Here is a 23,289-nt window from a genome sequence, read left to right on the forward strand (position 1 = left end):
ACTTTCCGGATCAGGCGGCAGGGGCGCGCAGCATCGGGCGCAATGCATCGGCATTGCCCGCGGCGCTGCCCGCCTCGAAACTCGCCATCGGATAGGCGCAGTAATCGGCGGCGTAATAGGCGCTGGGACGGTGATTGCCCGAATCGCCGATCCCGCCGAACGGCTGCGCGCCCGCCGCGCCGGTGGTCGGGCGGTTGCGGTTGACGACGCCGGCGCGCGCCTCGACCACGAACCGGTCCCACAGCGCGTCGTCGGTGGTCAGCAGCCCGGCGGACAGGCCGAAGCGGGTGTCGTTGGCGGCGGCGACGGCGCTGTCGAAGTCGGCGACCCGGCGGACTTGCAGGACCGGCGCGAAGATTTCCTCGTCGGGTATGGTGACGCCGGTCACGTCGAGCAGCGCGGGGGTGACGAACGCGGCGCTGCGGCCGGCGACGCCGCCGAACGGCACGATCGCACGGGCCCCGGCGGCGCGCAGCGCGTCGACCTGCCGTGCGGCGGTCGCGGCGGCGGCGTCGGAAATCAGCGGCCCGATATAGGGATTCTCGTCCCAGTGCCCGATCGGCAGCTGCGGGATCAGCGCAACGACCGCGTCCACCACCGCATCGCCGAACGCACCCTCGGGCACGATCAGCCGCCGCGCGCACGAGCAACGCTGGCCGGTGGTGACATAGGCCGACTGGACGATCGTCGCCGCGATCTCCGCCACGTCGCCGTCCCACGCGATCAGCGGGTTGTTGCCGCCCAGTTCGAGCGCGAGGATCACTTGCGGACGGTCGGCAAAGGCCCGGCGGAAATGTGTGCCGGTCGTTGCCGATCCGGTGAACAGCAACCCGTCGATGTCGGCCGCGACCAGCGCCTCGCCGGTGTCGCGCGCGCCCTGTACGACGCCCAGCACGCCCTCGGGCAGGCCGGCGTCGTGCCACGCCTGAGCCATCGCCGCGCCGACGGCGGGCGTCAGTTCGGACGGCTTGAACACCACCGTGTTGCCGGCCAGCAGTGCGGGGACGATATGGCCGTTGGGCAGGTGCCCGGGGAAGTTGTACGGGCCGAGCACCGCCATCACCCCGTGCGGGCGGTGGCGCAGCACCGACGCGCCGAACGGCATCGCGCCGTGCTTCTCGCCGGCACGCTCGGCCTGCGCGGCGATCGACAGTTCGACCTTGCCGACCATCGTGCCGACTTCCTGCGTGGTTTCCCATAGCGGCTTGCCGGTCTCGCGCGCGATCAGTTCGGCGAGCGTGGCGGTGCGCTCCTTGAGCAGCGCGGCATAGGCGCGCGCGACCGCCACCCGGTCGGCGACGCCGGTCCGGCGCCAGTCGCGAAACGCCGCCCGCGCCCGCGCCACCGCCGCATCGACCGCTTCACGGGTGGCGACGGGGCCGGACCAGACCGTCTCGCCGGTCGCGGGGCAGGTCGAGGTCAATATGTTCATGCCGCCTGCTCCAGATGCCCACGCGCCGCGCCGCATGCCGCCTCCAGCCGGGTGACCGCCTCGGCGACCTCCTCGGGCGTAATCAACAGCGACGGCAGCAGCCGCACGCAATTCTCGCCACCCCCGGCGACCAGAATGCCGTGGTCGCGCGCCACGGCCATGAAGTCGCGGTTATTGGGGATCATCTTGAGGCCGATCAGCAACCCCTTGCCGCGCACCTCGGCGATCACGTCGGGGAAGCGACTGCGCAGGGCTTCGAGCCGTTCGAAGAAGTCCGCGCTGGCGGCGCGGGCATTGGCGAGCGTCGCGTCGTCGGCGATCGCGTCGAACGCGGCGATGCCGACCGCCATTGCCAGCGGATTGCCGCCGAAGGTCGTGCCGTGGACGCCCGGCGTCATGCCCTTTGCGGCATCGGCGGTGGCGAGGCAGGCGCCGACCGGAAAGCCCGATCCCAGTGCCTTCGCCAGCGCCATGATGTCGGGCGCCGCGCCGTCGAACCACTGGTGCGCGAACAGGCGGCCCGTCCGGCCCATGCCGCTCTGCACCTCGTCATGGATCAGCAGGACGCCGTGGCGGCCGGTCAGCTCGCGCAGGTGCCGCAGCCATTCGCCCGACAGCGCCCGCGCGCCGCCTTCGCCCTGGACCGGCTCGATGATCACCGCCGCGGTGGTCGGGCGCGCGATGGCTTCCTCGATACCCGCCGCATCGTCGAGCGACAGCTGGACGAAGCCCGGCAGGCGCGGGCCGCAGCCCTCCATGTAACCGGCATTGCCCGACGCGTTGATCGCGGCATAGGTCCGCCCGTGGAACGACCCGGCAAAGCCGATGACGTCGATCCGTTCCGGCCGGCCGTTCACGTGATGATAGCGGCGCGCGGTCTTGATCGCGCATTCTACCGCTTCGGTGCCGGTATTGGCGAAGAACACGCAATCGGCGAACGACGCATCGACCAGCCGCTGCGCCAGCGCCTCCTGTCCCGGAATGCGGAAGATGTTGGAGACATGCCACAGCTTGCCGGCCTGCTGCGTCAGTGCGGCAACCAGCGCAGGGTGGGCATGGCCCAGCGCGTCGGTGGCGATGCCCGCGACGCAGTCGACATAGCGCCGCCCGTCGGTATCGATCAGCCAGACGCCCTCGCCACGATCGACCGCGATCGGCGCGCGATTGTACAGGTTCATCAGCGGATCGGTCATGACGGCTCCTCATTCGCGTCGGGAATGCGCCGGCAGTCCCGTACGCGTCCTATTGGAACAGCGTTCGGCTCGCGGCAAACGCAATGCCCTCATCTGCTGATGCGGATCGGTAATGAGCAAGCGTCCTCGGCGGTAGTGTGCCGGGACGGGAGGGGCAGGAGCGATCGACATTCCGTACCCCGGCCTCCGCCGGGGTACGGTGCGGATGTGCTGTCCTAGAAGTTCAACCGCACGCCCAGCGCATAGCGCGGCCCATAGGTTTCGAACGAGATCACGCGTTCCTTGTAGACCGAATACAGGAAGGTCTTTTCGTTGAAGAGGTTCAGGCCCTGCGCGAAGAACGTCACCTGATCGTTCAGCGCATAGTTGATGCTCGCGTCCCAGATGCCATAGGCGTCGACATTGACCGGCTGGCCGCGATTGCCCTGCATCGTCTGTTCGTACGCATTGCGGTAGTTGTACGCGATACGCGCCTGCAACGGACCCTTTTCATAGAAGGCGACGGCATTGTACGTCGTCGCATCCGGATCGACCAGGCTGACATTGGCTTGCACCCCCAGGCCGTCGAGCGGCTCGGGCAGGCCGGTGAAGGTGTACTGCCCCGAAAACTCGATGCCGCGATAGCTGCGGCTGCCGATATTCTCCGGCCGGGTCCGGCGGAAGTCGAGGCCGAGCACCTGGATCGTCGTCGTCGTCGATTCGGACAGGTTGTCGAGGTCCTTGGCGAACAGCGCGACGCTCAGGAAACTGGAGCGGTCGAGATACCAGGTCAGCGCCGCGTCGTAATTCCACCCGATCATCGGTTCGAGGCCGGGGTTGCCGTCGGTGATCGCCCGTTCGCGCGGCCGCGGGTTGATGTTGCGGATGAGCAGCAGGTCGCTCAGGGTCGCGCGGGTCAGCGTCTTGGCGACCGCCGCCTGGAACACGACGTCCTCGAACACGTCGAGCTTGAAGTTGGCGCTCGGCAGGAACTGGCCGTAGGACCCCGTCTCGGTGATCGGCTGCGGCGCCGACAGGTTGACGATCGGATCGCCGCCGCCCGGCGGGGTGGTGATGCTCAGGATTTCCTGTCCCACCCCGCGCGAGGTGACGTCGGTGCGGGTGTAGCGCAGCCCGATATTGCCCGACCACCGGCGCGAACCGAAATCACCGCCCAGCGACGCCTGCACGAAGCCGCCGATGGTGCGCTCCTGCGCCGAACCGCTGTTGCCGGGCACGGGGATGACGCCGAAGGTGCCGCCATTGGCCGCCAGCGCGGCGCGGGCCGCGGCCGGGTTGGCCAGCTGGTTGATCGCCGCATCGGACAGCAGGTATTTCGCCAGATCGGCCGCCGAATAGGTCGGATAGTCGCTGTCGAACATGCCGCTGCCGAGGAAGTTCGTGCCCTCCGCCGTGCCGGTGAACACGCTGCCCGGGATCGACACGCCGGCGCCGCAATACAGGCATTGCAGCGCATCAGGCGTCTTGAACGAGAAGCGCGCCTTTTTGCGGTCCGAATAGTTCACGCCGCCCGAAATCCGGGTGAGGATGCCCATGTCGGCATCCCATTTCAGGTTCGAATTGACCTGATAGATCTCGTCGGAAACGCTGACCCCTTCATAGGTCAGGAACCCGGCCTTCGCGTTCGACGTGTCGAGGATGTTGCCGAGACCCGTATAGACCGGCAGCCCGTTCCCGCCGATCGTGAAGCGCACGCCGGCCGGCGAATAGCCGGGCGTGGCGAGGTTGCTTTCGAACCATGCCTGGTTGCCGCCGGTATTGTCCTCCGCCTTCGACCACGAGAAGTCGAGCGTGCCGGTCAGCCGGTCGGACGGCTTCCATGCGAGGTTGGCGCCCGCCTGATAGGTCGTGGCGAGGCGCGGGCGGATCTGGTTGGTGAACATCGGTCCCGACGAAATGCCGGTATAGCTGGTGACGGTGTTGTTCTGGTCGACCGTCGCCGCGGTCACGTCGCCCGGCCCCCCGAACACGAAGAACACCTTGTTGTCGTCGTTGACGTCGAGCTGCGAATACAGCCCGTCGAGCGTCAGCAGCAGCGTGTCGGTCGCGCGCCACTGTGCGGTCAGCAGTCCCGACAGCCGCTTGCGGCTGGTGCGGTTGTTGCCCCATTCGACATAGGTCGGGACCGACACCCCGCGAAACTCGGGCGTGCCGTCCCTGTTCAGGTCGAGGCTCTGGTTCGCTTCCCACCCGTCGGTGAAGATGCGCTTCCCCTGGATCTTGCGGTCGATGTAAGAGAACGCGCCGAGGATGCCGAAATCGCCGCCGCCGAAGGTCGTGCTGAACAGCCCCGACGCCTGGGGCGAGAATTGCCCGCGCAGCTTGTCGTAATTGGCCTGCGCCGACAGCGAGACCTTCGTACCGGTAAAGTCGAACGGCCGCGCGGTGTACATGTCGACCGTCGCGGCGATGCCGCCCTCGATCTGCGCGGCGGTCGGCGTTTTCGACACGTCGACCCGGTTTATCAGTTCGGCGGGCAGGATGTCGAAGCTGAATTCCCGGCCCTGATTCTCGGTCGCGAGGATGCGGCCGTTGTAGAGCGCGGTGCTGAATGCCGGCCCCAGGCCGCGGACGGTGATGAATTGCCCCTCGCCATTGTCGCGCGAGATGGTGACGCCGGGAATGCGCTGGATCGCCTCGGCGATGTTCTGGTCGGGCAGTTTGCCGATGTCGTCGGCGACGATCGAATCGACGATGTTGTCGGCGTTGCGCTTGATGTCGACCGCGCGGCGCAGGCTTTCGCGCAGGCCCGTGACGATGATGTTGCCGTCCTCGGCGGGGACCGCCGCGTCCTGCACCGTGCCGGCGGGCGGCGCGGGCGTGTCCGCGGGCTGGGTCTGCGCCGCTACCGAAGGGGCAACCATAACCGTGGCCATTCCGGCCAGGCTGAGCAAGCGGAACCGCGTTACGGATTTCATACCGAATCCTCTCCTGTCGTCTTCCGATTCGTCGTGGCCGTTCGTGCGGCCATCGCTACGGAAGGAAGCGTCAGGTTTAACGATCAACCTGACGCCCGACAAGCCGTCTTGTGCGCCAACGTACGATGGTTGTTGGAAGGTTGTGCGCGGTCCGGTTTTTGTTGCCTTGGAGCGTCTTCAGCTCCCGCGAAAGCCGCGCGCTGAACCACAACTCCACCGTACCCCCGCGCAGGCGGGGGTCCAGAGCCACACAGAACAGCGGCTGGCGCGTGTCGCCCTGGACCCCCGCCTGCGCGGGGGTGCCGCAAAACTCGGGTAATGAGGACTTTCGCAGAAACCCCGGATCAGGTCCGGGGTGGCAGGGCAGCCCCTACGCCAGCTGCCACACGGCATAGCCGGCGAGCAGCACCGCGGCGGCCGCCGACATGCCCAGCAGCACATAGCCGAGATAGGTCATCATCGGCGGGTTCGGTCGCTGCATCCGCTGGTTGCGGGATGCCGCCGACAGGATGAAGCTCGCCAACAACCCATAAGTGAACACCGCCGTCTCGACCATCGCCCGTCAAATCCCTTGCAGCCTGCGCGGATCGCCCCCGGCTCACCGCTTGTGGGGCTAAATCATAGCTGGCGCAGGCTAGCAATCGGTTAAGGTGGAACCGATCGCCCGGTTGTGTCGTTCTGTCCTGTTCGCCTGCGCAGGGTCCGATCCGGATGGTCCTGCGCTACCGCCTGCCCGTCACCGTCGAACACCAGCAGCCGCGCCGGATCGGCGTACAGCGTCACCGCGCCGGTAATGGCGTGATGCCCGTCCAGCTTGGCGCGGAACGCGTCGCCCGTCGTCAGCTGGCCATAGAGATAGGTCGAATGGCCCAGCGCCTCGACCGCCTCGACCGTCATCGGCAGCGCGACACCGTCGGCGGTCGCCTCCAGCCGCAGATGCTCGGGCCGCAGCCCCAGCGTCGCGCGATCCCCGACCGCCAGCGCCGGCCCGCAGTCGCACGCGAAGCGCACGCCCCCCGCGCTTTCGAACAGCGTCGCCGCCCCGTCGCGCCCGACCACTACCGCGCCCAGCAGGTTGATGCGTGGACTGCCGATGAACCCGGCGGTGAAGACGTTGGCCGGCCGGTCATAGACGTCCAGCGGGGTGCCGACCTGCGCGATCTGCCCCCGGTCGAGGATCACCAGCCGGTCGGCCAGCGTCATCGCCTCAACCTGATCGTGGGTGACGTAGATCATCGTGGCGCCCAGCCGCCGGTGCAGCGCCGCCAGTTCGTGGCGCATCCTGACCCGCAGGTCGGCGTCGAGGTTGGACAGCGGTTCGTCGAACAGGAAGATTTCCGGATCGCGCACGATCGCCCGGCCGATCGCGACCCGCTGCCGCTGCCCGCCCGACAACTGGTGCGGCATCCGGTCGAGCAGCGCGTCCAGTTCGAGGATTTGCGCCGCATGTGCCACGCTTTCCGCGATCCGCGCCTTGCCGACCTTCATGTTCTTCAGGCCGAAGCTCAGATTTTCCGCGACCGTCATGTGCGGGTAGAGCGCATAGGACTGGAACACCATCGCCACGCCGCGGTCCGACGCCGGCACCCGCGTCACGTCGCGATCGCCGATGCGGATCTGGCCGCCGCTCACGCTTTCCAGTCCGGCGATCATCCTGAGCACGGTCGACTTGCCGCAGCCCGACGACCCGACCAGCACGACGAACTCGCCCGCCGCCACGGTCAGGTCGATTCCGCGGATCGTCTCCGCGCCGTCATAGGCCTTGGTCAGCCCTTCCAGCACCAATGCGCTCATTCGGTTTCCAGCTCCCATGCCGCCGCGCTGCTGTCGCCCGCCACGAACTGCGCGGCGATGCGGATCGGGGTTCCCGCCTGTACCGGGGCGCACAGCAGCGCCTCGGCCGCCTTGCGCCCCTTTTCGAACGCATTCTGGCGTACGGTGGTCAGCTTCAGCCCGTCGGACGGGCGACCGGGCGGGTCGATCCCGTCATAGCCGGTCACCGACATGCGGCGCGGCACCGACAGCCCCAGCGCCTGGCACCGCGCGACCACGCCGTGCGCCAGCCGGTCGGAAAAACACACCATCGCGGTCAGGTCGTGCTGGCGCCGCAGCAGCCGGTCGACCGCGCGCTGGCCGCCGTCCTCGTCATTGGGCGTCTCGCACACCAGCACGCCTCCGGGCGCGACACCCGCCGCCTCGAACGCGTCGCGGCAGCCGAGCACGCGTTCGTGGACGACGTGGTTCTCGTCCGACACGTCATGGCCGAGCGTAAAGATGTCGCCATGGTCCTGCGCCCAGGGGAAGGTGACGATCGCGATCTGGCGATGGCCCAGCGTCAGCAGGTGCGACACGACCTCGCGCATCATCGCGCGGTCGTTGGTCAGCACGCTGGGCAATTCGGGCGCGTCGAAGTCGACGACCACCGTCGGCAGGCCGCGTGCCAGCGCCTTGCGGATCGTCGGATGGCTCTTGTACGGCGCGTTCAGGATATAGCCGTCGACGATCGCGGTCAGGTTGTCGAGCCGTTCGGGATGCTTGTCCTTGAGCGGAATCAGCACGATGTTCGCGCCTTCCTCCTCGCACACCGACGATATGCCGCGCAGGAACGCGATGTCGTGCGCGTCGGTGAAGGCATAGCTCAGCTGGTCGTTGAACAGCACGCCGATCGCGCCGCAGCGCCCGGTGCGCAGCGATCGGGCAGCCGGGTTCGGCCCTTCGTAATGCACCTGCGCGGCATGGGCGAAGATGCGGTCGCGCAGGTCCTTCGACACCTTGGTCGGGTTGTTCCACGCGTTCGATACCGACGTATGGGTGACGCCGAGGTCGGACGCGATCGATTTGAGCGTGGCGCGTTTCGCGCGAGCCATGGGCTTCCTCTCCGGGTGGCGGTTCCACCGTCTCGGGTCCTGCCTAACCCGCTGCCTTGACACCTGCAACCGCCAAAGTTTAACGATAAACCTGTCCACCCGGCATTCCGGGGGTGCAGGAGAGGAGCGATCCCGATGGTCGGAACCAGGGCCTTGCGCGTTCGATCGCTCCTGTGCGCCGCGCTGCTGGGCATGGCGATGCCGGTCGCGCTGCCGGTGGCGGCGGCGCAATCGACCGCGCCTGCCGCGGCGATCCCCCGGGTCAACCTTTCGCATCTCGACCATCTCTATGCCGAAACCATGATCGGCGGCGAACGGGTGGGCGTGGTGCATATCTACAGCGAGGCCCCCGATTTCCGCTTCGCGATCGAACCGCGCGAGGGGTTCACCTGCGTCGACGACGTGGCGCGCGCGATCGTGCTGCTCGCCGCCGCCCCGCGCCCCGATGCGCGGCGGCTGCACCGGATCGACATGCTGACCCGGTTCGTGCTGCGGATGCAGGCGGACAATGGCTATTTCCACAATTTCCTGTGGGGCGACGGGCGGATCAACCGCGAATACCGCACCTCGCTGGCCGAGCTGAACTGGTGGTCGCTGCGCGCGCTCTGGGGGCTGGAGGCGGCGCTGCCGCACCTTCCCGCCGCCACCGCCGCGCGCGCCCGGACGGCGGCGGACCGGCTGGTCATGAACCTCAAGCGCGATCTGCCGACCGGCGCGAACGCCACGACCAAAGTCGCCAACATCATCGTGCCCACTTGGCTGCCGCTGGAATCGGGCGCCGATGCCGGATCGACCGCACTCCTCGGCCTGCTGCCGCATTACCGGCGAACCAACGATGCCGCGACGCGCGCGCTGATCGAACGGATCGGCGAGGGGATGCTGGTGATGCAGGCGGGTGACGCGCAGCGCTTTCCGCATGGTGCGCATCTGAGCTGGCGCAACCAGTGGCATGCGTGGGGCAATGCGCAGGCCTATGCCCTGTTGCGCGCGGGCAAGCTGCTCGACCGGCGCGATTTCATCGCCAGTGCCTTACGCGAGGTCGATCACTTCTATCCCTATCTGTTGCGCACGGGGATGCGCGCCAGCTTCACGCTGGAAAATATGGGCGACGGTTTCGCCGCCCGCGACGCAGAGCGCTTTCCGCAGATCGCCTATGGCATCAGCCCGATGATCCTCGCCGCCACCGAGGCGTATCGCCAGACCGGCCAGCCCCGCTACCGCGCCACCGCCGAACGGCTGGCGACCTGGTTCACCGGCGCCAACGATGCGGGCCGGGCGATCTATGATCCGGCCAGCGGGCGGGTGCTGGACGGGATCAACGGCAAGGGAACGGTCAATCCCAATTCGGGCGCGGAATCGACGATCGAGGGGCTGTTCGCGCTCACCGCGCTCCACGGCACCCCGCTGCCGTGACCAGCCGGCGCGAGGCCCTGGGCGTTGCGTTGGGCGGCATCGCGCTGCTCGCCGGCTGTAACGGCCGGCGCGCGGAGAAGCGCACCGACCGCATCCAGCTGTGGGTCGCGCCCAACGCGGCGGAGGAAAGCTTCTGGAAGGTCGCCGTCGCCCGGTGGAACGCGGCGAAGCTCGGCCTGCCGGTATCGTTCACGACCATCCCGACCGCAGGCAATTCGGAGGATACTGTGCTGTCGGCGCTGGTCGCCGGGACCGAGCCTGATCTCAGCACCAACATCTTTTCGGGTTTCGCGGTGCAGTTGGCCGCGCTGGGGCAGGTGGCGAACCTCGCCGCGATGCCGGGCTATGGCGACCTGCTCGCGCGGCGGCACATGGGCTCGATCATGCCCGGCTGGACGCAGGGGCCCCAAGTCGTCGCATTGCCGATCTATTCCAGCCCGACGCTGATCTGGTGGCGTGCCGACCTGCTCGAAAAACACGGCCTGTCGGCACCGCCGGCGACCTATGACGAGCTCTACGGTTTCTGCGCACGCTACGGCATCGCCAGCACCCGCTACGGAATGCAGGTCGTCGCCGGGCGGGCGTGGCAGGATCGCTGGTTCGACTTCATCTCCTATTACTACGCCGCCAGCGGGGGCCAGCCCTATCTGGCCGGATCGCGCGCGCTGTACGATAACGCCGCGGGTGCCCAGGCGGCGGGGTTCGTCGACCGCATGTTCCGTGAAGGCTGGACCGCGCTCGACTTCGATGCCGAGGAGCCGTTGGTCTCCGGCCTCGCCGCCGGCGCGGTGCGGGGGCCGTGGGATGTCGAGCGCTTCGCCAGCATCTATCCCGACACGCTGGCGCGGATCGCGGTCGGGCCGATGCTGGCGCAAGCCCCGGCGACCGGCCCCCGATCGACCTTTTCCGACAGCAAGGGCGTCGTGATCTTCCGCAGCAGCCGCGTCCAGCGCGAGGCGTTCGCGTTCCTGTCGTGGGTGCTGGGCGAGGAGGCGCTGAACCTGTTGTGGTTGCAGCGCACCGGCCTGTCGCCCGCGCGCGACGACCTGCTGACCAATCCCGCCTTTGCCGACTATTATCGCGGCAACCCGCTGGCGCGCGCCTATGCCGATCATGTCGCGACTGCCCGGCCCCCGGCATTGTCCGAACATACCATCGATATCCAGAAGATCATGAGCGCGCGGCTGGTCGAACCGCTGATGCTGGGCACGACCAGCCCGGCCGCCGCGCTGGCCGATGCGGTGGCACGGACGGACAGGATGCTGGAGGTGCAGGGATGACGACGCGGCTGTCGCGGGAAGCGGTGATCGGGCTGGCGCTGGCGTCGGCCTATCTGCTGTTCACCGCCGTCTTCTGGGCCTATCCCTTCTTCTGGCTGGCGAAGCTGTCGGTCACGCAGTGGCGCTTCTTCGACGAACCGGTGTTCACCGGCGCACGTAACCTCCTCCTGAGCGTGCAGGACCCGCAATTCCTGCAAGCCTTGTGGAATGTGGTGCGCTTCCTTTGCTTCTACCTGCCGACCGCGTTCGGCGGTGCGCTGGTCGTCGCGTTCGGGTTGCAGCATGTCGGGCGGGGCAAGGCGTTCGTGGCCTTGTGCTTCCTGTTGTCGAACGTGTCGTCGGGCGTGGCGCTGTCGCTGGTGTTCGCCAAGATATTCTCCTCGACCGGGCCGCTCAACACGATGCTGTTCGAGCTGGCGGGGGTCCGCGTGCCATGGACCAACGACCCGACGCTGGCGATGCTGGCGATCGCGCTGGTCGTGGCGTGGAAGTTCGTCGGCTATTACGGGCTGATCCTCTATTCGGGGCTGCTGGCGATCCCGAAGGAAATCTACGACGCGGCGCGGCTCGACCATGCCGGGCCGTGGACGCGCCTCACCCGGATCACGCTGCCGATGATGAACCCGCAGCTGATGATGGTGCTGACCTTTGCGATCCTCGTGTCGTTCGGGCTGTTCACCGAACCGTTCATCATCACCGGCGGGGGGCCGAGCGACAGCACGGCGACGCCGCAGATGATGATCTACGAAACCGCGTTCCGCCGGCTGCAACCCAGCCATGCGGCGATGATGAGCATCCTCGTGGCACTCGTCACCTATGCGCTGGTGCAGCTCGCCCGGCGGCTGTTCGAACGAAAGGTCGTGCTGGCATGAAGGCGTTCCTGTCGAGGCGGACGCCCGGCGGCTGGGCGGCGACGATCGCCATCTATGCGCTGGCGCTGAGCTGGCTCTATCCGTTCGCATGGATGGTCACCGCGTCGCTCAAGCCCGCGGCGCAGATCTACAATACCGGATTGTTCGAGGGCGATTTCACCTTCGACAATTTCCAGTTCCTGTTCGCGACCGCCGACAAGCTCGACCGGCCGTTTCTGGGGGCGCTGGGCGTGTCGGCGGTCGTGACGCTGACCGTCACCGCCTCGGTGCTGCTGACCTCGGCCTTCATCGCCTTCGCGCTCGCGCGGATGCGGTTTCCGGGACGGAAACTGTTCGGCGACTTCCTGCTGCTCCAGATGGTCATCCCGACCAGCATGTTCATCCTGCCGCTGTTCGTGCTGGTGAAGCAGATGGGGCTGCTCAATTCGCTGGGCGCGCTGATCCTGCCGTCGATGATGTCGGGCTGGGGCATCTACATGATGTCGCAGTCGTTCCGGACCATGCCCGAGGAATATTTCGACGCCGCGCGCCTCGACCGCGCCAGCTTGTGGCAGATGGTGACCAGGATCGTCGTGCCGCTGAACAAATCGATCATCGCCATCGTCGCGCTGTTCACCTTCACCGGTACATGGGACAATTTCCTGTGGCCGCTGATCGCGATCTCCGACACCGACCGGATGCCGCTGTCGGTGCTGCTGGCGACGTTCAGCAAGCAATATGGCGGCTATGCCGGGCCGGTGATGGCGGGCGCGGTGTTGCAGACGCTGCCGCTGGTGCTGCTGTTCCTGCTGTTCCGCCGCCATTTCCTCCAGGGCATGTCGCTGTCGCTGAAGTGACGGCCGCTACACAAGGATTCCCGATGCTACAGCGTTCCCCGCGCAACCCGATCGTCGCGCCCGAACATGTCCGCCCCAGCCGCCCCGACTGGCAGGTCGACGGCACGTTCAATGCCGGTGTGGCGCGGTTCGGTGATCGGACGATCCTGCTGGTCCGCGTCGCCGAAAGCGTCGCCGGCGTCGGCGAAGGCGAGGTCCGCGTGCCGGTGCTGGAGCAGGCCGACGGGGCGTGGACCTGCACCACGCGCGGCTTTCGCAGCGACGATCCGGCCTACGACTTTTCCGACCCGCGCATGGTGCGCTCGCGCGTCGACCCGCGCGACGTGTTCCTGACCTCGCTGTCGCACCTGCGCCTCGCGCGCAGCACGGATGGCGAAGCGTTCACCGTCGACGACGCGCCGTTCCTGTTCCCCGCGAACCGCAGCGAGCGCTTCGGGTGCGAAGACGCCCGGATCACCGCGATCGAGGGACGCTGGTACATCAACTATACCGCTGTCTCCGACCTCGGCATCGCCACCGCGCTGGCGGTGACCGACGATTTCGTGACCGTCGAGCGGCTGGGCATCATCCATGCCCCCGACAATCGCGACGTGTGCCTGTTTCCGCGCAAGGTCGATGGACGCTACTGGTGCCTCCACCGCCCGGCGCCGCTGCACCTCGGGCGGCCCGAAATCTGGATCGCCAGTTCGCCCGACCTGCTCCACTGGGGCGACCACCGCCACCTCGCCGGCCATGTGCCCGGCGGCTGGGAGGGCAACAAGATCGGCGGCGGTGCGCAGATGATCGAGACGGATCGCGGCTGGCTGCAAATCTATCACGGGGTCGATGCCGACCAGCGCTACAGCCTCGGCGCGCTGCTGCTCGACCTGCACGATCCGCGCATCGTCCGCGCGCGGCTGGAACGGCCGCTCGCCGAACCGGTCGAGGCGTATGAGGTGAGCGGCTTCTTCGACAACGTCGTCTTCAGCTGCGGCGCGCTGGTCGAGGGTGAGAGCCTGCGGGTCTATTACGGCGCGGCCGACCGGGTCATGGCGCTGGGCACCGTGGCGTTGCCCGATCTGTGGCGGGCGATGGGGGTCTAGGATTGATCGACATTCAGCGAATTGGAGCGCCATCCAGCAGGATCAGGAGCCTTTCTGGTTCACGTACCCCCGCGCAGGCGGGGGTCCAGAGCCACGAACGTCGCCCTGCCGTTACTCTGGACCCCCGCCTGCGCGGGGGCACGGCCTGAATGTCGATCGGTCCTAGCGGACACGTTCTCCACGGCCGTACCCCCGCCTGCGTGGGGGGCACGAAAAAATCGCGTACAGGAAACCATCGATGGACCACGACAGCATACCCCGCGTGAAAACCCGCTACGCCGCCTTTGCCGGCGACCCGCCGCAGGGGCGGACGGGGCGGCTGGTGTTTACCGGGGTCGACGGGCTCGACGTGTACAATATCTCCGCGCCGTTCCGCTCGGGCGGGCGGCGGGTGATCGCCGGGCGGGTCGAGGCGCGCGACAGCGAACATTCGACCGCGATCTTCTTCGAGGAAACGGGCGGCGTCTGGCACCCGATCGACGGTGCGCCGCGCTTCGCGTTGCAGGACCCGTTCGTCACCGTCATCGGCGGCGAGCTGGTGTTCGGCGGGGTCGAGGTCCGCTTCGGCGCGGGCGAGCCCGAATGGTGGACCGTCTTCTATCGCGGTCGCGACATCTTCGACCTCGCGCCGTGCTTTGCCGGGCCGCTGGGCATGAAGGACATCCGGCTGTGCGAGCTGGCCGATGGTCGCGTCGCGGTGTTCACTAGGCCACGCGGCGCAAAGGGAGGGCGCGGCACGATCGGCTATACCGAGGTCGCGTCGCTGGATGCGCTCAGCGTCGAGGCGATCGACGCCGCGCCGATGCTGACGGCCATGTTCCACCCGCTCGACTGGGGCGGGGTGAACGAGGCGCATCTGCTGGCGAACGGCGAGGTCGGGCTGATCGCGCACATCGCCTATTTCGAGGACGATACGATGTATAGCGCGCGGCATTATTACGCCGTAGCCTTCGTGTTCGATCCCGCGACGCACGGCTGGCGCGACCTGCGCATCCTCGCCGGACGCGACCAGTTCGGTCCCGGCGCCGCCAAGCGCCCCGATCTGGTCGATGTCGTCTTCTCGTCCGGCATCGAGGTGACGGGCGACGTCACCCGCCTCTATGCCGGCACGTCGGATGCCGAGGCGCACTGGGTCGAAATCGCCTATCCGTTCGACATCCCGCTCGCCCGCGCCGCCGGCACGCATGACGTTTCGACGTTGATCGTACCGGAACAGCGCCTACAGGCATGACGATGTTGACCATCGATCCCGCACCGCGTCCGCTGGGTGCCAGCGACATCCTCGTCTCCCCGCTCGCGTGGGGCATGTGGCGGCTGCACGGCGGCGTCGCCCATGCGCATACGCTGGTCGAGGCGGCGCTGGACGCGGGCATCACCCTGTTCGACACCGCCGACATCTATGGCACCGACACGCCCGCCGGCTTCGGATCGGCCGAGGCGCTGTTCGGCGACGTGCTGGCGCAGGCGCCCCAGTTGCGCGACCGCATGGTCATCGCGACCAAGGGCGGCATCCGCCCGGGCAATCCCTATCGCTCCGACGCGGCCTATCTCGCGCAGGCGATCGACGACTCGCTCGCCCGGCTGCGGATCGAACGGATCGACCTGTACCAGATCCACCGCCGCGACTTCCTGACCCATCCGCAGGAGGTCGCCGCCAGCCTGACGCGCATGGTCGACGCGGGCAAGGTCCGCGGGATCGGCGTGTCGAACCACCGCCCGGCGGAGGTCGACGCGTTGCAGGCGTTCCTGAAACTGCCGATCCTGAGCACCCAGCCCGAATTCTCGCCGCTGCATACCGCGCCGCTGACCGACGGCACGCTCGATCAGGCGATGGCGCGCGGGCTTGCGGTGCTCGGCTGGTCGCCGCTGGGCGGCGGGCGGCTGACCGACCGGTCGCATCCTGCCGGCGGCCTGCTGGCCGATCATGGCGCGCGGTTCGGGGTCGATGCCGCGACCGCCGCGCTGTCCTGGAGCATGGTCCACCCCGCGCGGATCATCCCGATCGTCGGATCGCAGACGCCGGAGCGCATCCGTGCCGCCGCCGGTGCGGTGCGGGTCGAATGGACCCATGCCGAATGGTATGCGGTGTTGCAGGCCGGGATGGGCGCGACGCTGCCCTGAACGGTCGGCCGGCAACGGCCATGACAAGCGGTTCCGGCTGGGCTACGGCGCATCGGTGCTTCGCCTGCGCCGCCTTGCCCTGACCCATAACGCGTTGGCGGCGCTGATGATTTGCGTCGCCTTGCTGATGAAGGCGCTGGTCCCCGCCGGGTTCATGCCGGCGATGGTCGACGGGCGTTTCGTCATCGCCATTTGCTCGGGTACGGGGCCGGTTTCGGCATCCCCGCCGGCAATGGCCGGAATGGCGGGTATGGCGGGCATGACGCATGGCGGGCACGACCGGCCGGACGAGCAGCACGACAACAAGCCGCAACCCTGCGCCTTTGCCGGGCTGCAATCGCCGTCGCTCGCCGCGGCGGACCCGGTCGTGCTGGCGATCGCGGTTGCCTTCGTCCTCGCGCTGGGGCTGCGCATCGTTGTCGCGTTGCGGGCGGCGTTGCCCGCGCATCTGCGCCCGCCGCTCCGCGGACCTCCCGTCGCCGCCTGATCCCGTCCGGCCCGCTGCGCCAAGGCGCGGGCCGACTTCAGCCGCAGCCTGCTGCCCGCCCGCCGATCCGGCGGGGGGTGCGCTGCGGCGCGATCATCAGGGGTAGTTTTCATGAAATCGTTTCTGGCCGTATCGACGGCCATGCTGTGCCTTGCGCCCGCCACCCATGCGCAGGAGCGCGAGGCCGGGCGCGACGAGACCATCGTCGTCACCGGCACCAGGAATGGCGACTTCGCCGCGAAGTCGGGCATTCCGCTCGACCGGGTGCCGCAGGGTATCCAGATCCTCGACGACGAGGACCTGGTCGAACGCGGCGTGCGCAGCGTCGGCGACGCGTTGCGCGCGGTACCGTCGGCCAATGTCGGTGGCAGCCGCGTGTCGCGCTACCAGAGTGCCGGCCTGAAGATCCGCGGCTTCGCGGCGGACCAGATGCGCAACGGCATCCGCCAGCGCTATTACGAGGATGTCGACGCCTCCGCCCTGTCCAACATCGCGCGGATCGAGGTGCTGAAGGGGCCATCGGCGGTGCTGTACGGACAGTCGGGGGTCGGCGGCATCCTGTCGATCATCACCAGACGGCCGACCGATACCCCGCAGGCGATGCTCGCGCTGACCGGCGGCATGTTCGGGCAGAAGATGGCGACGATCGACGCATCGATGCCCTTGTCCGGCACGCTGGGCATCCGCGTGACCGGCGAGGTCGAACGATCGGGCACCTTCGTTGAACATCAGTCGCTCAACCGCGAGAACCTAGGCATCACCCTGGCATGGCGGCCGAGCGCTGCGGTGTCGGCGCATCTGGTCGCAGAATATGTCCGCCGCACCACCGTCAACAACCCCGGACTGCCGGTCGTCGGTACGGTGCGCTGCAACGGCGTAGGCACCGTACGGCGCGGCGCGTTCCTCGGCGAGCCGGACTTCACCGATCTCGTCGCCGATGCGCCGCTCGTCCAGGCGTGGGTGGCGTTCGACATGGGGGCGGGCTGGTCGCTGACCCCGCGGTTCCAGTATTCGGAGTTCAACACCTCGCTCGATCAGGTGCGGTTGCTCGGCACGGTGCCCGGCCAGCCGACCCGCATCCAGCGCAACGGCCGGCGCGGGCGTGAGGAGGACCGCTATACCATCGCGCAGCTCGACCTGACGGGGGGTGCGACGACGTTCGGCATCCGCCACGACCTGCTGTTCGGGATCGAGCACAGCGCCGAGCGTCCGACCTTCCGCCAGTTCGACATCGTCGCCGGCGATATCGCGCCGATCGGCGTGCTGAGCCCCGTCTACAGCTATGCGGCGCGCGCGCCCCGGCTGGCGTTCAGCTTCCACACGCAGGGGAAGGTCGATGGCTTCGCCGCCTATGCGCAGGACCAGATCGGGTTGAGCGACGCGTGGAGCGTGGTTGCGGGCGTGCGGCATTCGTCGTTCGATTACGAGAACCGCCGCACGACGCCGACGGCCCGGACGCGCGACGCCGACACCATCGCCAACACCACGTGGCAGCTGGGCATGACGCTTCGGCTGGGCGGTGGCTGGTCGCTGTTCGGCGGGTATAACAAGGGGTTCGACATCGACCCCGTGGTCGGATCGCGCAGCCGCGCCGGCGCGCCGTTCCGCCCCGAGACCTCCGATCAGGTCGAGGCCGGGCTGCGCCTGATCCGCGACCGGCTGCGCGCCAGCCTGTCCGCTTTCCGCATCCGCCGCAACGCCGTGGCGGTCACCGATCCGATCGACGTGAACTTCCAGGTTCAGGAGGGGCAGCTGCGCGTGCAGGGCGTGGAGGCCGAAGGCGAATGGACGCCGGTCGACGGCTGGTGGCTGCAGGGCGGCTATGCGTATCTCGACGGACGCGTCACGCGGACGACGACACCGACGATGCAGGATGCACGGCTGGGCGATACGCCCGACCATAGCGCGACGGCTTCGACCCGCGTCGCGCTGGGGCCGGTCGAGTTGCGTGGCGGCGCGTACCATGTCGGGCAGCGCCGGCTGGTGAACGGCAGCCCAGTCGTGCTGGACAGCTATACGCTGTTCGATCTGGGATTGGGGACCGATATCGGGCCGGTGCGGATCGATGTCGCGCTGACCAACGTCGCCGATACGACCTATTACACCGCCAATGGCGGCGCGAACTTCGTCTATCCGGGCGATCCGCGCATGCTGTCGGTCCGGCTCGGCTATGCGCTGGGAGGAGGGCGATGAACGATCCGCGCCTATATCGCACGATCTGGCGGTGGCATTTCTATGCCGGGCTGATCGTCGCGCCGTTCCTGCTGATCCTGAGCATCACCGGCGCGATCTACCTGTTCAAGGACGAGCTGAATGACGCGCTGATGCCCGGATTGCAGATCGTCGCGCCGGTCGCGGCGCCGCTCGCGCCGTCGCGGATGATCGCCGCGGCGGTGGCGGCGGTGCCCGGCGTCCCGACGCGGATCGACCTGCCCGAAGCACCCGACCGGCCGGCCAAGGTATGGATCGACGCGGCGAGCGGCGAACCGCGCCAGGTGATGGTCGATCCCGGATCGGGGCGGGTGCTGGGCAGCTATGTCTATACCCACACGCTGGTCGGGTTCGCCGATGTGATGCACGGGTCGCTGACCTTCGGCCCCTGGGGCGACGCGGTGGTCGAGCTGGCGGCATGCTGGGCGCTGATGCTGATCGCGTCGGGGCTGTTCCTGTGGTGGCCGCGCGAGCGCCGGTCGCTGGCGGGCGTGTTGTGGCCGCGGCTGCGGGCACGCGGACGCCTGTTCTGGCGCGACCTGCACGCGGTGACCGGCATGTGGAGCGTCGCGCTGATCGCGTTCCTGCTGGTGACCGGACTGCCATGGGCGGTGGTGCAGGGGCCGCTGGTGCGCGGCGTCTTTACCGCGATGGGGATCGGCAACGAGGCGGCGGGGTTCGACCATGTCGCCCCGCAGAGCCGGCCGATGGGGGCGCTGGGCGGGATGCCGTGGAGCCAGGAGACGATGCCGATGGCGGCATCCGATCCGGCGCATGCCGACCATGGCGGCGGGGCCACGCATGCGGCGATGCCCGACCATGCCGCCGTCGCCGGGACCGACGCCATCGCCGTCAGGGCGCGGGCGGCGGGGATCACCGGCGGCTATCGCCTATACCTGCCGTCCGGTCCCACCGGCATCTACACCGTGCTGGTGTCGCCGCGCCATCCCGAGGGGCAGCGGACGTTGCAGTTCGATCGCTGGTCCGGGCGACTGATCGGGCAGAATGGCTGGAGCCGATACGGCATCGGTGCAAAGGCGGTCGAGCTGGGCGTGCAGATTCACATGGGCCGCTATTTCGGACTCGCCAACCAGTTGCTGATGCTGTTGCCGTGTATCGCGATCGTGCTGCTGGTCGTCAGCGGGGTGACGATGTGGTGGCGCAGGCGGCCCAGCGGGCGGCTGGCCGCACCGCCGCCGGTCAGTGGCGCGCGACTGCGCGGGGCGATCACGCTGCTGGCGGTGGCGGGGGTAATGCTGCCGCTGTTCGGGGCGTCGCTGCTGGTGCTGGCGGTGGTCGACCGGGTGGTGGCGCGCCTCGGGCGGCCGGTAGCGGCGTGACCGGTTGGGGGCGGCCCTTGGCATGCTTCCCCCTACGCCCCATGTCGCATCCATGGCCCTTGCCCGATGGATCACGCCGCATCCCAGCGGCATTCACCTGCCCGCGATCGATGTGTGGATCGATCCGTCCGAACCGGTCGCGCGCGCGCTGGTGACGCATGGCCATGCCGACCACGCGCGGGGCGGGCATGGCGCGGTGTGGGCGACGCCCGAGACGCTGGCGATCATGGCGGCACGCTATGGCCCGCAGAACGGCGTGCCCGTGGCGTACGGCGAAAGCGTGCGGATGGGCGACTATGACATCGCGTTCGTGCCCGCCGGGCATGTGCTGGGATCGGCGCAGATCGTGCTGGACCATGGCGGCGAACGGGTGGTGGTGTCGGGCGACTACAAGCGCCGCGCCGACCCGACCTGCGCCCCGTTCCAGCCGGTGCCGTGCGACGTGTTCGTCACCGAGGCGACGTTCGGCCTGCCGGTGTTCCGCCACCCGGAAACGCGCGACGAGATCGACAAGCTGCTTGCCGCGCTCCGCATGGAGCCCGAACGCTGCGTGCTGGTCGGCGCCTATGCGCTGGGCAAGGCGCAGCGGGTCATCGCCGAGGCGCGGGCGATGGGGTTCGACGATCCGATCTACCTGCACGGCGCGATGCAGCGGTTGTGCGACCTCTATGTCGAACTGGGCGTGGATTTGGGCGAACTGCGCCCGGCGACCGGTGCGACCAAGGCGGAGTTGCAGGGGCGGATCATCGTCGCGCCGCCGTCGGCGCTGGGCGACCGCTGGTCGCGGCGGCTGCCCGATCCGATCACGGCGATGGTCAGCGGCTGGATGCGGGTGCGCCAGCGCGCGCGGCAACGCGGCGTAGAACTGCCGCTGATCCTGTCGGACCATGCCGACTGGGACGAACTGACGCAGACGCTGACCGAGATCGCGCCGAAGGAAGTATGGGTGACGCACGGTCGCGAGGACGCGCTGGTCCATTGGTGCATGACGCGGCAGATCAAGGCGCGAGCGCTGGACCTGATCGGGTTCGAGGACGAGGATGATTGAGCGCTGGCCGGCGTCGCGTCGCTGTGCCGGTCATCCTCGCGAATGCCGGGATGTATCGACGTTCCTTCGTGACCGGAACTGCTGCTCCGCTCGTCACCCCGGACTTGATTGAGACCTCAGCGAAAGTCTCGAACAGAACCAACTCCTCGCCTTACCCCGGCGAAGGCCGGGGTCCAGTTGGAAAGGCTTTTCCGTATCTCACCAATGCTCCCCAACTGGGCCCCGGCCTTCGCCGGGGTACGGATCGAGGGCTTTTGCAGAAGTCTCGACTTGATCCGGGGTGACGCTTCTCAAGGTCGATCCATCGCATCGGCTCAGCGGCATTTCCACAAGTGAGTACGATCGGCCGGTAAAGGCAGAACAATGGCTGCTTGAGCCTTCAACCTTGGCCGGGGCGACGTTCAATTGTCGATGGATCGCCGCCATTACTGTCGAGGGGAAGCAAGACCCCGGATCGAGTCTGGAGTGACAAGCAGGGCGGGAGGCCTGTCCGGTACGACGCCGGCCCGGCGGAATGGGCAGGGCGCTAACCGTTACTGAACTGTCGATCAGGGTCGGAACGACATTCAGCGGCAGCTACGGATTTCGCCCTTCCCGCGCAGGCGGGAATCCATCGACGCCGACGTTTCGACTGGATTTGCGATGTTGGCGCATAGGGACTTCCGCCTGCGCGGGAGGGACGACAGGGGATGGAACGTGGTCCTGCGTCCAGCGAACCGAATGCCGATCCGCTCCACGACTGCGCCGGTACGCACGTCAGGCTTCAGGCATCGGCCGGCGGTGGATTCCGCGGGCGCACGCGCGAATCAGAAGCGGAACGCGGTGCCCACGTAGATCGCTTGGCCTTCGCGGCGCTCGGGTGCGACGCGCAGCATCCGTTCGCGGTCGGTGCGATAGCGCGAACCGGCGGTCACATCGAGGTTGCGGGTCAGCTTGTACGAGCCGCCGGCATCGAGCGAATAGCTCGACGCGTCGGCGATCATCTTCGGCTGGTCGCCCGACAGATGGTCACCGACCGCGCTGACGCGGCCGGTCAGCTTGCGCGGGGTGTAGGGCATTGCCAGCGCCAGCGGCTCGCGGGTGCCCGGCTGGCCGACGTCGAGGCGGGTCAGATCGCCCGACAGCGCCATCCGCTTCAGCCCCGATGCCATGCCGAGATTATAGGCGACGGGGTTCAGCGCCGGCATGGTCGTCACGGCGGCAACGCGGTCGGCCGGGCGCTCGGCCTGCAACGTGGCGCTGCGCACCGCGATCTTGATCGTGCGGCTGCCGATCATCGATCCTTCGGACGGCGTGAACTGGAACCCGGTCGGGTTGAGCGGGGTGCGCGACAGCGCGGCGGCGAGTCGCGGATCGGCCGAGGCCGGGGTGAAGCCGCCGAAGCTGCCCAGCGGCATCCGGCCCAGATCGAGGCGCTTAAGGACGCGCGGCGCGCGCTGTTCCTGTGCGAACAGGGCAGGCGACGCACCAAGCCCGGCGGCAATGGTTGCCCCCAGTCCGATGCCAGCCAAAATCCTGCGACCCGTCATGTTTTTCCTCACTCCCCGCTAATGGCGCTATCACGATTCGGTTGCGCGTATCCACCGCCTGCCGTCGCTTTCCCTGGCACTGTTGCATCGAACCCACATATTTGTCCGACCAGCGCGATCGGCCGTGTGGAGCCCTCACACACCAACCCGCTTGCCGGGTCCGCGCCACCTCCTATAGAAGCGGCGCGAAATGCCATATTGGCCTGTAGTCAAGGAACCGCCGATGAACCGCCCGCTGCTGATCGCGTTGCTGGCAACGCTTGCCCTGCCGATGGCCGCATGCAGCGGGGGCAAGGGGCGCGTGTCGGGCGACCTCGCCGCGTCGAAGGTGACGACGATCGGCGTCAACAGCTATCTGTGGCGCGCCAGCCTCGACACGCTGTCGTTCATGCCGCTGACCCAGACCGATTCGAACGGTGGCGTCATCGTCAGCGACTGGTACGTCAATCCGGCGACCCCGACCGAGCGGACCAAGGTGACGGTCACGATCCTCGATCAGGACCTGCGCGCCGATGCGCTGCGCGTCGCGGCGCTGCGGCAGGTGAACCAGAACGGCCAGTGGATCGAGGCGCCGGTGGCCGCCGCCACCGTGCAGAAGCTGGAAGACATCATCCTGACCCGCGCCCGCGACCTGCGCCGCGGCGCCGTGACGGGCTGATC

Annotated in this window: 19 protein-coding genes; 12 read left to right on the forward strand and 7 right to left on the reverse strand. The window is 68.2% G+C overall.

Annotated features, from left to right (window positions below; all coding sequences use genetic code 11):
* Window positions 1-10: 10 nt before the first annotated feature.
* From astD to QLH51_RS01635, 6 genes are all read right to left on the reverse strand, one after another.
* A complete protein-coding gene (gene astD, locus QLH51_RS01610; protein WP_206428734.1) occupies window positions 11-1,432 on the reverse strand; it encodes a succinylglutamate-semialdehyde dehydrogenase in 1,422 nt (473 codons plus the stop codon).
* On the reverse strand, window positions 1,429-2,625 hold the full coding sequence (locus QLH51_RS01615; RefSeq protein ID WP_206428735.1) for an aspartate aminotransferase family protein: 1,197 nt from the start codon (window positions 2,623-2,625) through the stop codon (window positions 1,429-1,431). Before QLH51_RS01615 ends, astD begins: the two co-directional genes overlap by 4 nt.
* A gap of 215 nt (window positions 2,626-2,840) precedes the next feature.
* A complete protein-coding gene (locus QLH51_RS01620; RefSeq protein ID WP_164516035.1) occupies window positions 2,841-5,489 on the reverse strand; it encodes a TonB-dependent receptor in 2,649 nt (882 codons plus the stop codon).
* A gap of 424 nt (window positions 5,490-5,913) precedes the next feature.
* Window positions 5,914-6,099, reverse strand: a complete 186-nt coding sequence (locus tag QLH51_RS01625; protein ID WP_125654023.1) for a hypothetical protein — start codon at window positions 6,097-6,099, stop codon at window positions 5,914-5,916.
* A gap of 89 nt (window positions 6,100-6,188) precedes the next feature.
* Window positions 6,189-7,337, reverse strand: a complete 1,149-nt coding sequence (locus QLH51_RS01630) for an ABC transporter ATP-binding protein (RefSeq protein WP_125654025.1) — start codon at window positions 7,335-7,337, stop codon at window positions 6,189-6,191.
* Window positions 7,334-8,410 (reverse strand): LacI family DNA-binding transcriptional regulator, encoded by a 1,077-nt coding sequence (locus QLH51_RS01635; RefSeq protein WP_164516036.1) that lies wholly within the window; start codon window positions 8,408-8,410, stop codon window positions 7,334-7,336. Before QLH51_RS01635 ends, QLH51_RS01630 begins: the two co-directional genes overlap by 4 nt.
* A 135-nt stretch (window positions 8,411-8,545) precedes the next feature.
* On the opposite strand from QLH51_RS01635, the gene QLH51_RS01640 reads away from it, so the two are divergent.
* The 11 genes from QLH51_RS01640 (at window position 8,546) to QLH51_RS01690 (ending at window position 21,100) form a co-directional block, all read left to right on the forward strand.
* A complete protein-coding gene (locus tag QLH51_RS01640; protein ID WP_164516037.1) occupies window positions 8,546-9,823 on the forward strand; it encodes a hypothetical protein in 1,278 nt (425 codons plus the stop codon).
* A complete protein-coding gene (locus tag QLH51_RS01645) occupies window positions 9,820-11,103 on the forward strand; it encodes an ABC transporter substrate-binding protein (RefSeq protein WP_164516038.1) in 1,284 nt (427 codons plus the stop codon). The genes QLH51_RS01640 and QLH51_RS01645 overlap by 4 nt, the downstream gene beginning before the upstream one ends.
* The gene (locus QLH51_RS01650) at window positions 11,100-11,975 is read left to right on the forward strand and encodes a carbohydrate ABC transporter permease (protein WP_125654034.1); all 876 of its coding nucleotides are present in this window, start codon (window positions 11,100-11,102) and stop codon (window positions 11,973-11,975) included. The genes QLH51_RS01645 and QLH51_RS01650 overlap by 4 nt, the downstream gene beginning before the upstream one ends.
* Complete coding sequence (locus tag QLH51_RS01655) at window positions 11,972-12,811, forward strand: carbohydrate ABC transporter permease (RefSeq protein WP_125654036.1); 840 nt, start codon at window positions 11,972-11,974, stop codon at window positions 12,809-12,811. Before QLH51_RS01650 ends, QLH51_RS01655 begins: the two co-directional genes overlap by 4 nt.
* Window positions 12,812-12,834: 23 nt before the next feature.
* Entirely contained in the window at window positions 12,835-13,893 is a 1,059-nt protein-coding gene (locus QLH51_RS01660; RefSeq protein WP_125654038.1) for a glycoside hydrolase family 130 protein, read from the forward strand.
* A 238-nt stretch (window positions 13,894-14,131) separates the two neighbouring features.
* Window positions 14,132-15,124, forward strand: a complete 993-nt coding sequence (locus QLH51_RS01665; RefSeq protein WP_125654040.1) for a DUF1861 family protein — start codon at window positions 14,132-14,134, stop codon at window positions 15,122-15,124.
* Window positions 15,121-16,014 carry an aldo/keto reductase gene (locus QLH51_RS01670; protein WP_125654042.1) on the forward strand — a complete coding sequence of 298 codons (894 nt, stop codon included), beginning with the start codon at window positions 15,121-15,123 and terminating at the stop codon, window positions 16,012-16,014. Before QLH51_RS01665 ends, QLH51_RS01670 begins: the two co-directional genes overlap by 4 nt.
* 55 nt (window positions 16,015-16,069) lie before the next feature.
* Window positions 16,070-16,501 (forward strand): DUF2946 family protein, encoded by a 432-nt coding sequence (locus QLH51_RS01675; RefSeq protein WP_206428737.1) that lies wholly within the window; start codon window positions 16,070-16,072, stop codon window positions 16,499-16,501.
* A gap of 111 nt (window positions 16,502-16,612) precedes the next feature.
* Window positions 16,613-18,694, forward strand: coding sequence for a TonB-dependent receptor (locus QLH51_RS01680; protein WP_125654044.1), 2,082 nt, complete (start codon window positions 16,613-16,615; stop codon window positions 18,692-18,694).
* Window positions 18,691-20,052, forward strand: a complete 1,362-nt coding sequence (locus QLH51_RS01685; RefSeq protein ID WP_125654046.1) for a PepSY-associated TM helix domain-containing protein — start codon at window positions 18,691-18,693, stop codon at window positions 20,050-20,052. The genes QLH51_RS01680 and QLH51_RS01685 overlap by 4 nt, the downstream gene beginning before the upstream one ends.
* A 52-nt stretch (window positions 20,053-20,104) precedes the next feature.
* The gene (locus QLH51_RS01690) at window positions 20,105-21,100 is read left to right on the forward strand and encodes a ligase-associated DNA damage response exonuclease (RefSeq protein WP_125654048.1); all 996 of its coding nucleotides are present in this window, start codon (window positions 20,105-20,107) and stop codon (window positions 21,098-21,100) included.
* A gap of 806 nt (window positions 21,101-21,906) precedes the next feature.
* On the opposite strand, the gene QLH51_RS01695 is transcribed toward QLH51_RS01690, so the two are convergent.
* Window positions 21,907-22,629, reverse strand: a complete 723-nt coding sequence (locus tag QLH51_RS01695) for a hypothetical protein (RefSeq protein ID WP_164516039.1) — start codon at window positions 22,627-22,629, stop codon at window positions 21,907-21,909.
* Between the two features lie 223 nt (window positions 22,630-22,852).
* Here QLH51_RS01695 and QLH51_RS01700 point away from each other — a divergent pair, with 223 nt between their 5' ends.
* Entirely contained in the window at window positions 22,853-23,287 is a 435-nt protein-coding gene (locus QLH51_RS01700) for a DUF3576 domain-containing protein (protein ID WP_125654052.1), read from the forward strand.
* Window positions 23,288-23,289 lie beyond the last annotated feature (2 nt).

This window comes from Sphingomonas sp. 2R-10 (assembly GCF_030062225.1).
GTDB lineage: Bacteria > Pseudomonadota > Alphaproteobacteria > Sphingomonadales > Sphingomonadaceae > Sphingomonas.

Excerpts from the sequence above, each read along its gene's own strand:
- QLH51_RS01650 (WP_125654034.1), top strand. The coding sequence starts at position 11,100 with ATGACGACGCGGCTGTCGCGGGAAGCGGTGATCGGGCTGGCGCTGGCG.
- QLH51_RS01685 (WP_125654046.1), top strand. The coding sequence starts at position 18,691 with ATGAACGATCCGCGCCTATATCGCACGATCTGGCGGTGGCATTTCTAT.
- QLH51_RS01635 (WP_164516036.1), bottom strand. The coding sequence starts at position 8,410 with ATGGCTCGCGCGAAACGCGCCACGCTCAAATCGATCGCGTCCGACCTC.
- QLH51_RS01660 (WP_125654038.1), top strand. The coding sequence starts at position 12,835 with ATGCTACAGCGTTCCCCGCGCAACCCGATCGTCGCGCCCGAACATGTC.
- QLH51_RS01695 (WP_164516039.1), bottom strand. The coding sequence starts at position 22,629 with ATGACGGGTCGCAGGATTTTGGCTGGCATCGGACTGGGGGCAACCATT.
- QLH51_RS01625 (WP_125654023.1), bottom strand. The coding sequence starts at position 6,099 with ATGGTCGAGACGGCGGTGTTCACTTATGGGTTGTTGGCGAGCTTCATC.
- QLH51_RS01615 (WP_206428735.1), bottom strand. The coding sequence starts at position 2,625 with ATGACCGATCCGCTGATGAACCTGTACAATCGCGCGCCGATCGCGGTC.
- QLH51_RS01640 (WP_164516037.1), top strand. The coding sequence starts at position 8,546 with ATGGTCGGAACCAGGGCCTTGCGCGTTCGATCGCTCCTGTGCGCCGCG.
- QLH51_RS01655 (WP_125654036.1), top strand. The coding sequence starts at position 11,972 with ATGAAGGCGTTCCTGTCGAGGCGGACGCCCGGCGGCTGGGCGGCGACG.
- QLH51_RS01630 (WP_125654025.1), bottom strand. The coding sequence starts at position 7,337 with ATGAGCGCATTGGTGCTGGAAGGGCTGACCAAGGCCTATGACGGCGCG.
- QLH51_RS01700 (WP_125654052.1), top strand. The coding sequence starts at position 22,853 with ATGAACCGCCCGCTGCTGATCGCGTTGCTGGCAACGCTTGCCCTGCCG.
- QLH51_RS01690 (WP_125654048.1), top strand. The coding sequence starts at position 20,105 with ATGGCCCTTGCCCGATGGATCACGCCGCATCCCAGCGGCATTCACCTG.
- QLH51_RS01620 (WP_164516035.1), bottom strand. The coding sequence starts at position 5,489 with ATGGTTGCCCCTTCGGTAGCGGCGCAGACCCAGCCCGCGGACACGCCC.
- astD (WP_206428734.1), bottom strand. The coding sequence starts at position 1,432 with ATGAACATATTGACCTCGACCTGCCCCGCGACCGGCGAGACGGTCTGG.
- QLH51_RS01665 (WP_125654040.1), top strand. The coding sequence starts at position 14,132 with ATGGACCACGACAGCATACCCCGCGTGAAAACCCGCTACGCCGCCTTT.
- QLH51_RS01670 (WP_125654042.1), top strand. The coding sequence starts at position 15,121 with ATGACGATGTTGACCATCGATCCCGCACCGCGTCCGCTGGGTGCCAGC.
- QLH51_RS01680 (WP_125654044.1), top strand. The coding sequence starts at position 16,613 with ATGAAATCGTTTCTGGCCGTATCGACGGCCATGCTGTGCCTTGCGCCC.